This is a genomic window from Pseudomonas sp., assembly GCF_030690725.1.
Lineage (GTDB): Bacteria > Pseudomonadota > Gammaproteobacteria > Pseudomonadales > Pseudomonadaceae > Aquipseudomonas.
This window is the reverse complement of sequence record NZ_JAUYGD010000038.1, coordinates 1-12,311: the sequence shown is the minus strand read 5'-3', so window position 1 is coordinate 12,311 and position 12,311 is coordinate 1. Positions and strand designations below refer to the sequence as shown.

Annotated in this window: 13 protein-coding genes; 3 read left to right on the top strand and 10 right to left on the bottom strand. The window is 61.2% G+C overall.

Annotated features, from left to right (window positions below; translation table 11 throughout):
- Positions 1 to 24 precede the first annotated feature (24 nt).
- Positions 25 to 843, top strand: coding sequence for an NAD(P)-dependent oxidoreductase (locus tag Q8O69_RS09805; protein ID WP_305591677.1), 819 nt, complete (start codon positions 25 to 27; stop codon positions 841 to 843).
- Between the two features lie 42 nt (positions 844 to 885).
- Here Q8O69_RS09805 and Q8O69_RS09800 read toward each other — a convergent pair whose 3' ends face one another.
- Positions 886 to 1,269 (bottom strand): VOC family protein, encoded by a 384-nt coding sequence (locus tag Q8O69_RS09800; protein ID WP_305591675.1) that lies wholly within the window; start codon positions 1,267 to 1,269, stop codon positions 886 to 888.
- Positions 1,270 to 1,449: 180 nt separating this feature from the next.
- Between Q8O69_RS09800 and Q8O69_RS09795 the strand changes: the two genes are divergently transcribed.
- Entirely contained in the window at positions 1,450 to 3,276 is a 1,827-nt protein-coding gene (locus Q8O69_RS09795; RefSeq protein WP_305591672.1) for a long-chain-acyl-CoA synthetase, read from the top strand.
- A 34-nt stretch (positions 3,277 to 3,310) separates the two neighbouring features.
- Here Q8O69_RS09795 and Q8O69_RS09790 read toward each other — a convergent pair whose 3' ends face one another.
- The 8 genes from Q8O69_RS09790 to Q8O69_RS09755 form a co-directional block, all read right to left on the bottom strand.
- Entirely contained in the window at positions 3,311 to 3,568 is a 258-nt protein-coding gene (locus Q8O69_RS09790) for a hypothetical protein (RefSeq protein ID WP_305591670.1), read from the bottom strand.
- A gap of 392 nt (positions 3,569 to 3,960) precedes the next feature.
- Entirely contained in the window at positions 3,961 to 4,737 is a 777-nt protein-coding gene (locus Q8O69_RS09785; RefSeq protein ID WP_305591668.1) for a hypothetical protein, read from the bottom strand.
- Entirely contained in the window at positions 4,734 to 5,315 is a 582-nt protein-coding gene (locus tag Q8O69_RS09780; protein ID WP_269382352.1) for an RNA polymerase sigma factor, read from the bottom strand. The genes Q8O69_RS09785 and Q8O69_RS09780 overlap by 4 nt, the downstream gene beginning before the upstream one ends.
- Positions 5,312 to 7,066 (bottom strand): VWA domain-containing protein, encoded by a 1,755-nt coding sequence (locus tag Q8O69_RS09775; RefSeq protein WP_305591666.1) that lies wholly within the window; start codon positions 7,064 to 7,066, stop codon positions 5,312 to 5,314. The genes Q8O69_RS09780 and Q8O69_RS09775 overlap by 4 nt, the downstream gene beginning before the upstream one ends.
- A gap of 78 nt (positions 7,067 to 7,144) precedes the next feature.
- Positions 7,145 to 8,584, bottom strand: a complete 1,440-nt coding sequence (locus tag Q8O69_RS09770; protein ID WP_305591664.1) for a PLP-dependent aminotransferase family protein — start codon at positions 8,582 to 8,584, stop codon at positions 7,145 to 7,147.
- 233 nt (positions 8,585 to 8,817) lie between these two features.
- Positions 8,818 to 9,630 (bottom strand): OmpA family protein, encoded by an 813-nt coding sequence (locus Q8O69_RS09765; protein ID WP_305591662.1) that lies wholly within the window; start codon positions 9,628 to 9,630, stop codon positions 8,818 to 8,820.
- Positions 9,627 to 9,983 (bottom strand): DUF4398 domain-containing protein, encoded by a 357-nt coding sequence (locus tag Q8O69_RS09760; RefSeq protein ID WP_305591660.1) that lies wholly within the window; start codon positions 9,981 to 9,983, stop codon positions 9,627 to 9,629. Before Q8O69_RS09760 ends, Q8O69_RS09765 begins: the two co-directional genes overlap by 4 nt.
- Before the next feature lie 9 nt (positions 9,984 to 9,992).
- On the bottom strand, positions 9,993 to 10,820 hold the full coding sequence (locus Q8O69_RS09755) for an ABC transporter substrate-binding protein (protein ID WP_305591658.1): 828 nt from the start codon (positions 10,818 to 10,820) through the stop codon (positions 9,993 to 9,995).
- A 111-nt stretch (positions 10,821 to 10,931) separates the two neighbouring features.
- Here Q8O69_RS09755 and Q8O69_RS09750 point away from each other — a divergent pair, with 111 nt between their 5' ends.
- Complete coding sequence (locus Q8O69_RS09750; protein ID WP_305591656.1) at positions 10,932 to 11,861, top strand: alpha/beta fold hydrolase; 930 nt, start codon at positions 10,932 to 10,934, stop codon at positions 11,859 to 11,861.
- Between the two features lie 66 nt (positions 11,862 to 11,927).
- Here Q8O69_RS09750 and Q8O69_RS09745 read toward each other — a convergent pair.
- The coding region (locus Q8O69_RS09745; protein WP_305591654.1) for an FAD-binding protein at positions 11,928 to 12,311 on the bottom strand (384 nt) is incomplete at its 5' end.

Sequence of the window (12,311 nt, the reverse complement as noted above, 5' to 3'; positions counted from 1 at the left end):
AACAACAAGACACGGAGCACGCATATGTCACTGCAAGGCAAAACCCTATTTATCACCGGCGCCAGCCGCGGCATCGGCCGTGAAATTGCCCTGCGCGCCGCGCGTGAGGGCGCCAATATCGTGATTGCAGCGAAAAGCGCCGAGCCCCACGCCAAGCTGCCCGGCACCATCCATTCGGTAGCCGCCGAGGTCGAGGAAGTCGGCGGCAAGGCCCTGGCCCTGCAAGTCGATGTGCGTGACGAAAACGCGGTAAAAGCGGCCATGGCCCAGGCGGCCGAACACTTTGGCGGCATCGACGCGTTGATCAACAACGCCGGCGCGATCAAGCTGGTGGGCGTGGAGAAACTCGAACCCAAGCGCTTCGACCTGATGTTCCAGATCAACACCCGCGCGGTGATGGTCTGCAGCCAGGCCGCGTTGCCCTACCTTAAGCAGAGTAAGGGCCATATTCTCAGCCTGTCGCCGCCGCTTAACCTCGACCCCAAGTGGTTCGCCAACTACGGCCCCTACACCACCACCAAGTACGGCATGAGCATGCTGACCTTAGGCATGCATGAGGAATTCAAGAAGTACGGCATCAGCGTCAACTCGCTGTGGCCGAAGACGGTGATCGCCACCGCCGCCATCGAGTTCGAAGCCGGCGGCCCGGCGGTGATGAAGGCCGCACGCCTACCAGCGATCATGGCCGATGCCGCCCACGCCATCCTGTCCAGCAGCGAACGCAGCATCAGCGGACGCCTGCTGATCGACGAGGAAATCCTCCGTGAGCAGGGCCAAAGCGACTTCGAGCAGTACCGCTATGACCCGGCCGGCAAACTGATGAACGATCTGTTTGTCGACTAAATCGACATGCCCGCTTCTTGGAGCGGGTCTGGGCGCAGTGCATTAAGCGTCTTGTTGGAGGCGCCAAGGCGGGTTCAAGCGATTCTCACCGGCGTGGTATAGGCACAACGGATTGCCATCGGGGTCTTGCAGATAGGCTTCGCGCCACAGCCAGGGCTGATCGGTCGGCAGCATGCTGAACTCGACGCCCTGAGCCTGTAGGCGGGCGACGGTCTGATCCAGCGCCGCGCATTCGAAGTAGATCAGTGTCTGACTGTCCGATACCTGGGCAACCTTGCTCAGGGAAAAGCTCGCCTGGCCATCCGGGCAACAAAACCGCGCATAGTCCGGCAGGTTCTCAACAATCAGTTGCAGGCCCAGTTGCTGGTAAAAGCGGATCGCACGTGGCACATCGCTGACCGCAACAGTGATTTGATTCAGGTTCATCGCCGGCTCCTCCAGCATTCAGCGCTCCCTGTAATGCCACAGCCCGAGTGGCTCGGCAACGGCCCATGCGGTTATTTGCCGAACTGCCCTGCCCGGCTTGCGCCAGAGCCATGGCAGGCGTACGAGCAGGCGACTAGAGTTGGCCTTCGCCCCCGCATAACAACCATAAGCGCGAGAGCCATGAGCCAGACCGATCTGATTTCCCCGCTGCGTTTTCTCACCCGCTTGCCGCAGCATCTGCCGCGTGTACCGCGCATGCTGCGCGGCCTGTATTACGCGGGCATCCGCAACCGTGAAAAGAACCTGTCGCTGGCCTGGGCGCTGGAACGGGCGGCGCAGCAGCACCCGCAGCGTCCGGCGCTGCTGGATGAGTCGCGCAGTCTCAGTTATGCCCAGTTCAACGCCTGGGCCAACCGCCTGGCCTGGGCTTTCAAGGCCGAAGGCGTGCGCCATGGCAGTGTGGTAGCGGTGATGCTGGAAAATCGCTTGGAGCTGCTGGCGATTCTCGCGGCGTTGAGCAAACTCGGTGCGGTCGGTGCCCTGGTCAACACCACCCAGCGCGGCAAGGTGCTGGCGCACAGCCTGAATCTGGTGAAACCGGGTTTTATGCTGATCGGTGAAGAACTGCTCACCGCCTTCAACGAGGTCGCCGAGCAGCTCGATAACCCGCAGACGACGCGTTACTGGGTGGCCGATCAGGATTGCCTCAGCGATCCCGGCCAAGCCCCCAACGGCTGGACCAATCTGATGCAACTGGCACGCAGTCAGGCCAGCGATAACCCGCCCGACAGCGCCAAGGTGCAAATGAAGGACCCTTGTTTCCTGATCTACACCTCCGGCACCACCGGCCTGCCCAAGGCCTCGATCATGAGCCATGGCAAGTGGATCAAGGCCTACGGCGGCTTCGGCCATTCCGGCCTGACCCTGGGCACTCAGGACGTGCTCTACCTGACCCTGCCCTGCTACCACAACAACGCCGTCACCGTATGCTGGAGCGCCGCCCTGGCCGGTGGCGCGGCCATCGCCCTGCGCCGCAAGTTCTCCGCCAGCGCTTTCTGGCCTGATGTGCAGCGCTATCAGGCCACCTGCTTCGGCTATATCGGCGAGCTGTGCCGCTACCTGCTTAACCAGCCCGAGACGGCCGCCGAGAAGAACAACAGCCTGCGCTGCATGATCGGCAACGGCCTACGGCCCTCGATCTGGGCCGAGTTCAAGGCACGCTTCGGAGTTGAGCAGATCACTGAGTTCTATGCCTCCAGCGAGGGCAATATCGGTTTTACCAACGTGTTCAACTTCGACAATACCGTGGGCTTCTCCCCCGCCACCTATGCCATCGTGCGTTACGACCTGGAGAACGACCAGGCGGTACGTGGCAAGAAAGGTTTTCTGGAAAAAGCCAAGAAAGGCGAAGCGGGCCTGCTGATCAGCGAGATCAGCGCCAAGTGGCCGTTCGACGGCTACACCGACCCGGCCAAAAGCGAGGCGGCGATCCTGCGCAATGTATTCAAGAAAGGTGATGCCTGGTTTAACACCGGCGATTTGATGCGCGATATCGGCTGCAAGCACGCTCAGTTTGTCGACCGCCTGGGCGATACCTTTCGCTGGAAAGGCGAGAACGTCTCCACCACAGAGGTAGAGAACGTGCTGGGTACCTTCCCCGGCGTCGAGGATGCGGTGGTGTATGGCGTGGAAATCCCCGGCACCAACGGCCGCTGCGGCATGGCCGCACTGCGCCTGAGTGAAGGCCAGCAACTGGATAGCGCCGCCCTCGCCGCGCACCTGGATGCCGAATTGCCGGTGTATGCCGCGCCGCTGTTTATCCGCCTGCTCGGTGAGGTGGAAACCACCGGCACCTTCAAATACAAGAAGACCGACCTCAAGCAGGCCGCCTACAACCCGGCAGCCGTGCAGGAGCCGCTGTGGGTGCGCCTGCCGGGCGAGCAACGCTTTACCCCACTGGATCAGACGCTGTTCGCCGCCATCGGCGAGCAAGCCTACCGCTTCTGATTGCCGGCAGCAGGCGGACTATCCACGCTGCCTGCTATTGCTTGAACTCAAACTGCAGCTGCGCACCCTCGACCGACTCCCAGTAGTCATCGCCGCGCTCATTGGTGATCAGCTTGCCATTGAGCTGGAAGGGCCCCTCAGTCTTGTCCTTGTCGCCAAACATCGGCGGCAATAACGGGACCGACAGGTCGCTGAGCGGTGCCACCGGCTGCAGGGGATCAAACACATTGGTATGCAGGCTCAGATCCAGCGGTGCTTTCGGCTCTGCGGGTTCGGCCTTACGCGCAACCACAGCAGGTTTCGGCTTGGCTTGAGCCTCTGGCACAGGTTTGCTTTCAACAGCCCTGGGCTTATTTACGACGGGCGCCGGCTCGGTCTTGGCCGCTTTGCTGGGCGCTGCGGCTGGTGCCGGTTGCACCTTGACGGTTTCAGCTTTGGGCTTTGCAGGAGGGTTGGTGCTTTGCTCGCAAGCTGCCAGTGACAAGACAGTCAACAGCAGCACGAGGTTTCGAATAGGCAACATGGGCAGGTACAAAGGCAGTGACACAAGCCGCTATGCTGGCCTCTGCCCCGTACTCTGGCAAGCACGCAATCGGTACGGCAGGTTACAACGCGGCGCTCTAGCCTAAGGATCAGCCAACAGCCACCGGGATCGATGGCCGCCAGCGACTGACCCATGCCGTCTTATTCATCCTGCTGCAGTAGCTGCAGCCGTGCGTCGATATCCAGCTCCGGGTGCTCACGCATCAGTTGCAACAGCAAGGCATCGGCCTCATCCGTCCAGCCATCGCGGCGCAGCTTGAGCAAGCGTTGCAACTCGCTGTGCAGCTGCTGTTCAGCCTGAATGCCTGCGGCTTCTGCCGCTTTTTCAGGGGCTGATACAGCAGGCGCACGAGCTGCTTGTGGCAGTTGCTCATCCAGCGCATCGGCCGCAGACTCTTCACGCAACAGCTGATTGGAGGCACCGGCCGAAAGCTTCTTCTCGGCCTTGGCGGCATCGGCGCTGTAGCCCTGGATCACCGGTGCAGGCTGCGCGGCCCGTGAACGTTCTGCCTCATCACTAATCGCCGCGGATTCCGCCAATGGCGCGGACATCGGTGCCGATTGTGGCGCCATCCTCGCCGCAGCCGGCGCCATCGGTGCGCCGCTGGGCACGGCATCAAAGGCATCGGGCGCCTGCTCGAAGGTACGCCAGGTCAGGCTTACACCAATCCCCAGGCAGGCAACCCCAGCCAATACCACCGACCAGCGTTGCCGGCCACCAGCGCCGAACAGCCAGTTGTGCAGGCGCGCGCCCAAACCGGGTTTGGCCTTATCTGTGGCCACGTTGCGCACGGCGGCAGTGGCAGCCGCGAGAATCTGTGCATCCAGCTGCGCGCTGGGTTCACCGCTGCTGTGCTGGCGGAAATGCTCAAGCATCTGCCGTTCCTGCTCATCGAGCCTATGTTGATCGTGGTTCATACGGACAACTCCTCGGCGGCCGGGTCAGCCAGCAGCCGACGTAACTTCTGCAGGGCATAGCGCAATCGGCTCTTTACCGTCTCAGCAGGTATCTGGGTCAGCTCGGCGATCTCGGCCAGTTCCAGGTCGCCATGGGCGCGCAGCAGAAATACTTCGCGCTGCTCCGCCGGTAAATCCGCCAGGGCGGCCTCTAAACGCTGCTGGTCACGGCTCAGGCTGAGCTGCTGCTCAGGCCCCGGCTGCGGGTCGTGCGGGGCATGCTGCTGTTCATCGTACTCAGCATGCCCCGCCTGGTGCCGACCATGCTTGCGCCAGGTGTCGATCAGCCGGTTGCGGCCGATCTGGTAAAGCCAGGTTTTGAACAACACGCTATCGCGCTGCTCACTCTGGCTGCGGATCAGGCTCATCCAGGTGTCCTGAAACACCTCCTCGGCCAGGGCGTGGTCGCCACACAGGCCGAGCAGAAAACGAAACAGGCCGAGCCGGTGGCGCTGGTACAACTCGGCGAAAGCCGCCGCGTCACCGCGGCGGTAACGCCGCAACAAGGCGGCGTCGTCATCCGTGAGGGGTCGATTCACTGCTGTACTCGTGCGGTAGTTGAACGGTTCGTCGCAGTTTGCAGACTCTGCGCCAGTTCCACCAGCTGCACGAACTCAGCACGCAGGCCGAAGCGGTCATCGCCCTTGGCGGCACGCGCCAGCTCGGCGCTGTCAGCCAGGCTGAAGCGCCCGGTGTAGGTATCGCCTTTAAGCTGCTGAGCAAACGCAGCCACGGCGGCGGCAAAGCGCAGGTCTTCGCTGGCCTGGCCGATAGCAGGCACATCAGCGGCTTGAATCGGCTGCTCCAGCAGTTTGCTAACGTTCTGCCCTGGCGCCTTGTAGCGAATGCGTAGCCAAGCCAGTTCGCCCGCCTGGCTGCCCGCCTTGGCCGCTTGCTGATAGCGCAGCGGCTCCAGCCAGCCCTTGCCGCCCACCGGCACCACTTCATACAGCGCGGTTACCGTATGGCCGGCGCCGATTTCGCCGGCATCGACCTTGTCGTTGCTGAAATCCTCACGTTTCAGCGCACGGTTCTCATAGCCCAGCAGGCGGTACTCGCTGACCTCGGCCGGGTTGAACTCGACCTGAATCTTCACATCGCTGGCGACCGTCGCCAGGGTCGAGCTGAGCTGATCAACCAGCACCTTTCGCGCCTCGCGAAGGTTGTCGATATAGGCATAGTTACCGTCGCCAGCGTCGGCCAGTTGCTCCATCAACTGCTCGTTGTAGTTATCAGTGCCAAAGCCCAGGGTGGTCAAGGAGACGCCGGTCTTGCGCTTGTCGGCGGCCAGTTGTTTGAGCGTTTCGAAATCACTGATGCCTACGTTGAAGTCGCCATCGGTGGCCAACAGGATGCGGTTGATCCCGCCGTCGATAAAGCCCTGCTGCGCCTGCTGATAAGCCAGTTGTATGCCCGACTCACCCGCCGTTGAACCGCCCGCCGTAAGCTGGTCGATGGCCGCGCGGATCTTGGCTTTATCACTACCGGAGGTCGGCTGCAGCACCACGCTGGATGAGCCGGCATACACCACCAGCGACACCTTGTCCTGAGCACGCAACTGCTCGACCAGCAGCTTCAAGGTGCTCTGCACCATGGGCAGCCCTTCGCGGCGGTCCATCGAGCCGGAGACATCCACCAGAAATACCAGATTGGCTGGCGGCAGCTCGTCTACGCGTAAGTCCGAAGCCTTGATGGCAATACGCAACAAGCGGCTCTCGGGGTTCCACGGCGTGGCCGCCAGTTCAGTGTGCACGCCAAACGGCACATCGCCCTTGGGCAGCGGATAGGCGTAGGGGAAGTAGTTGACCAGCTCCTCCAGACGCACCGCATCCTGCGGCGGCAACTGCCCGCCATTGAGGAAACGCCGCACATTGGCGTAGCTGCCGGTATCCACATCGATGCTAAAGGTCGACACCGGCGTCTCGGCCACGGCATGCACCGGGTTGTCGGCCAGTTTCTGATACTGCTCGCGGTTCTCGTCGCGGCTCTTCCCCAAGTAAGCAGGCGACAAGGCATCGGCCTGCACCGACATCGGCGCATAGGCCACGCTGGGCATTACGGCACCGCCCACAACCTGGCTTTTGCGTTGCAGTTCAGCGGGGGCAGCGGCCAGCTGTTCATGCAATTCGGCACGTTCACGCTTATGGGCCTGATCGCTCAGCTGCGGGCTGCCAGCATCGGTAGCCGGCGCCTCGGGGTTAGCGGCGCTGCACGCACCAAGGCTGATCAGTACGCCTGCGGCAAAACCGGCAAGCAGAGGACGGGTAAGCAATACGGGGTAAGCAGACATGGGGGCATCTCCTGAGCGATCAAACGAACCATTCGCTCAGGTAGACGCAGCCCTCATTTAAATCGGGTTAAAGCGCTGTTAAAAACTCGCAACGCCTTCCTGACACAGCTGCCCGGCCAGCATGCCCAAAGTCATCAAGGCGCGCTCAGCTTCGCGGTTCCACGGGATGCCACAGTTCAGCCGAATGCAGTGGTTGAACTGCTCGGTATTACTGAAGATCAGCCCCGGCGCAATGCTGATGCCCTGCTGCAGAGCGCGTACGTGCAGGTCCTTGGTGTTGACCCGCGCTGGCAGACTGACCCAGAGAATAAAGCCGCCCTTGGGCCGACTCATCTGCGTGCCCTCGGGGAAGTACTGCTGCACCGCCAGCTGGAAGGCGCTGAGGTTCTTGCGGTACTCCTGGCGGATAAAGCGCAGGTGGCGGTCGTAACCGCCGTTCTCCAGATAGGCCGCTACCGCCATCTGCGTCACGCTGCACGCCGAGTGGGTGCTGAAGGTCTGCAGACGCTGAATTTCATCCTGATACTTGCCGGCGACAATCCAGCCGATACGCACTCCTGGCGACAGGGTCTTGGAGAAGCTCGAGCAATACACCACCCGCCCTTCACGATCATGGGATTTGAGCGCTTTAGTCGGCCCTTGCTCGAACATCAGTTCGCCGTAGATATCGTCTTCGATAATCTGGATATCGTAATCACCGGCCAGACGCAGCAACTGGCGCTGACGCTCTTCGGGAATGGTGCCGCCCAGCGGGTTGCTCAGCCGCGCGGTCAGCACCAGCGCCTTGATCGGCCATTGGTTGGCCGCCAGCTGCAGGGCTTCCAGGCTGATGCCGGTGGTCGGGTCGCTGGGAATCTCGATAACTTTCAGACCGAGCAGGTCAGCCAGTTGCAGCAGACCGTAATAGGTCGGCGACTCGGCGGCGATCAGATCACCCGGCTTGGTCAGCACGCGCAGGCTCATCTGCAGGGCATCCACGCAGCCGTGGGTGATCACCACCTCAGTCGGGTCGACCACCACGCCAGCGTCGCGCATGCGTATCGCCACTTGGCGCCGTAGCGGCTCAAAGCCCGGGCTGAACATATAACTGAAGGCCCGCGCACTGTGAAAACGGGTGACCTTGGCCAGTTGCTGGTGCAACGCGCGCACAGGCAGGTAATCCACATGGGGCACTGCCGCACCTAAGGGGAACACGCCCTCGCGGCGCGACTCGGTGAGCACCTGATTGATGATGCTGCTGCGCGTCACCAGACCAGGGCGCTCTACGCGGGCGATATCCGGGGTTGGCGCAGTCAGAGCCGGGGTCTGGTGCACGTAGAAGCCAGACTGCGGGCGGGCGCGAATCAGGCCCTGATCTTCTAGATTGGCATAGGCCTGCAACACAGTCGCGTGGCTGACGCTCAGCTGCGCACTCATCTTGCGCACCGAAGGTACACGCTCACCGGGCTGGTAAACGCCGCGGCGGATGTCTTCCGCCAGTTGCTGGGCAATACGCTGATAAAGCAACAGATTGGTCATGACCGCGTTCCTGCTTGACTGAACCGTAACAGTAAACCGGGCTTTTACAATTGCACCGGTACAGCTCACTGAATTGTGGGCGATACAGTGCCAACCCGCCAGGACTGTAGCGGTTCAATTAACAGGTGTATGGACTGTGCGGCGATGCCTAGCGACTACCCGCAGGCTGCGCCGCTCTGAATGACAGACAATAAAAAGCCCCGGCTAACCGAGGCTTTTTAACGACAGAAGGCTTAACGAGACGAGCCGAGATTGCCTTGCTCATCGGAGAACACGATCTCTACCCGACGATTCTGCGCCCGGCCTTTGGCCGAGGCATTTTCGGTTACCGGGAAGCTCTCGCCATGGCCCTGCACTTCGATGCGTTTGCCATCGATGCCCAGATCGACCAGTACATCGGCAACCGCCTGGGCACGGGCGCGGGACAGTTCGAGGTTTTCCTGGGCATCACCACGGCTATCGGTATAACCCTCGATGCGCACGATGCGTCGGGGGTTGAGCTGAAGGAACTGCACCAGCTTCAGCACCGTGCGGTTGGCTGAAGCCTTGAGGTCGCTGTGGCCGGCATCGAATAGCACATCGCCCAAGGTCATCACCAGGCCGCGCTCACTCTGGCTGGTGGCCAGGCTGACCATCTGCTCTTCGAGCCAGTTGCTCTGATCCTGCACACTGAGCAGCTTGGCCTCACGCAGGGCCAACTGCAGGCGCTGGCGCTCCAGTTCCAGTTTGACCGCGCGCTCCTGATTCAGATTGAGCGTGCTCTTCTGCCCAGCAATCGCACTGTACTGCTGGCTGAGATAGGCATAGTGGCTGACATCAGCGGCGCTGCCCCAGTAGCTCGACAAGCGATCAGCCTTGGCCAGCGACTCGCCAGCGCGAATCAGGTCCTTGGGTGCGCTACGCAGCACGTCAGCATCTTCCTTGACCTGCTGGAAAGCCGCGTGTGCGCCCTGCAGAGCCTGGTCGCTGGAGCTGTGCGATGAGGCGCAGCCGGTCAACAATACAGCCGCGAAAATCGCCAACAGGCTTTGTTGAGCATGCTTCATTGCAAGCCCCCCAGCTGTTTGCGCAAGCGATTGATGGCGTTGCTCAGCTCGGCCAGTTGCTGCTGGCTTTTCTCGGTCAGGTGCTCAGCTTCGGCCAGCCGCGCATCCAGCTCAGCCTGCTCGGCATACACCCGCGCCTGTTTGTAATCCTCGTCCTGCATGGCCGTTTGCGCTAAAGCGAATTTTTCCTCAGCCAGGCGCAGCGAGGCCGATTGCTCAGCAGAAATACCCAGCGCCTTGGCCTGGCTGAGCGCCTGTTCGGTCAAGCGCAGCTGCTCATTGGGCGCGGGGTCGGATGCACAGGCGCTGAGCATGAGCGGCAGCAAGGCCGCACAGACACGTCGATAAATCACAGAATTTCCCTACTGTTCAGCATCACCGGTGGGTGTGAGCTGTTGATCTTTCCAGCGCTGCAGATTGCGCTGCAGCAAGACGTCCGGCAAACCGCTGGCGACTGCCTCGTTCATTTTCTTCGCCAGCATGCCGCGCAGCCACGCATCGTTGCAGGCCGAGTTATGCGACAACGTCAGGTACAGGCCTTCGCTGGAGATCGGTGGATCTAGCACCAGCAGGTCGTCCTGCATACCCAGGCTATCGGCCAGAGCCTGTCCCGGATAACGCTCGTAAAGCACGTAGTCGGTACGCCCCAGCAAGAGCTTCTGGAACGCCTGAGTCAGGCTGGCAACGCCTTCCAGAGTCAGGTTGCTCTTGGCGTAGGCATCAAATGTCTGGCCAAAACTGTTGTTAACCAAGGTATCGCCAGTGCGATTGCGCAAGTCATCCCAGCCGGCATAGGGGAACTCGGCACCGCGATGCACCCAGACCACACTTGGGGTGTAGAAAAACGCCGGATGCACGTAATCCATGACTTCCAGGCGCGGCAGGGTCAGGAAGGCACCGGCTATCAGGTCAACGCGGCCGGTGCGCACTTCATCCTGCGCCCGCGACCAGGGCCCGGTATAGATAATGTCCACCACCACACCCAGCTCTTTGGCCAGGTGCTGCAGCAGGTCGGCATTGGCACCGATCAATTGCTGAGGATTCTGCGGGTCGCGCCAGAGGTATGGCGGGTACTCCGGATTACCAGTCGCCACCAGGCGCTCGCACTTGCCTGCGGCAACGGCAAACGCCGGCATCAGCAGCGCTGCGAACAGCAGGAGAAACGACCTATAAAAACCACGCTCAAGCATTGGCGACTTCTCGACTTAACCTTGGATGGGCGTCTGCGGCCACACATCGGGAGACTTCTGGATCATGCTAGCTTAATACGCATCCATACGAATTCGCGATAAAGACTAACCATGAAAAAACTGATCGCAGCATTGATGCTACTGCTCGCTGGCACCGCTGCCCTGCTCTACCTGTCGCCCGCGGCTCTGTTGACGAGCATACAGTTGGTAGAGCGACAGCGCGCCGGGCTGAGTCTCAAACAGATCAGCGTGGGCGATCTTAGCATTCATTACTACGAGGGCGGCCCAAGCAGCGCACAAACCATCTTGATGGTGCACGGCTTTGCCGCCAACAAGGACAACTGGCTGCGTTTCGCTCGCCACCTCAGCCAGGATTATCGGGTTATTGCCCTCGACCTGCCGGGCTTTGGCGCCAGCGACAAACCGGCCGGCAGTTACGATGTAGGCACCCAGACCGAGCGCCTGGCCAGCGTGATCGATGCACTGGGAATCGAGCAGTCGCACCTGATCGGCAACTCCATGGGAGGGCATATCAGTGCGCTGTATGCCGCGCGCTATCCGCACAGAACCCGCTCTCTGGCGCTACTCGACAATGCCGGCATCACATCGCCGCAGCCTAGCGAGCTGATGCAACGGCTGCAGCGCGGCGAGCCCAATCCGCTGGTGGTGAAGAGCCCCGAGGATTTTCAGCGCCTGCTCGACTTTATCTTCGTGCAGCCGCCTTACCTGACGGAATCGCTCAAGGGCTATTTCGCCGAGCAGGCCATCGCCAACAGCGCCCACTATGACCAGGTATTCGCCCACCTGATCGAACGCTATATCCCGCTGGAACCGGAGCTGCCGAAGATCCAGGCGCCGACACTGATCATCTGGGGCGCAGAAGATCGGGCCTTGCACGTTTCCAGTGTCGAGGTCATGCAACCGCTGCTGCGCAAACCCAGCGTGGCTATCCTGGCGGATACCGGCCATGCACCGATGATTGAACGGGCGGAGCTGACCGCGCAGCACTACCGGACCTTTCTCCAAGCATTGCCGGATTAGCGCAAAAATGTAGGCAATAAAAAACCCGCTCAGTGAGCGGGTTTTTTATGCACTAGGAAAACCGGCTTAAACCAGTTTCTCCAGCTCAGGTACTGCTTCGAACAGATCAGCTACCAGACCGTAATCGGCTACCTGGAAGATCGGCGCTTCTTCGTCCTTGTTGATCGCAACGATCACCTTGGAGTCTTTCATGCCGGCCAAGTGCTGGATCGCGCCGGAGATACCGACGGCGATGTACAGCTGTGGCGCAACAATCTTGCCGGTCTGACCGACCTGCATATCGTTCGGTACGAAGCCTGCGTCGACTGCGGCGCGCGAGGCACCTACAGCCGCGCCCAGCTTGTCGGCCAGAGCGTACAGGTGCTTGAAGTTGTCACCGTTCTGCATGCCGCGGCCGCCGGAAACGACGATTTTGGCAGCGGTCAGTTCCGGACGATCGGACTTGGCCAG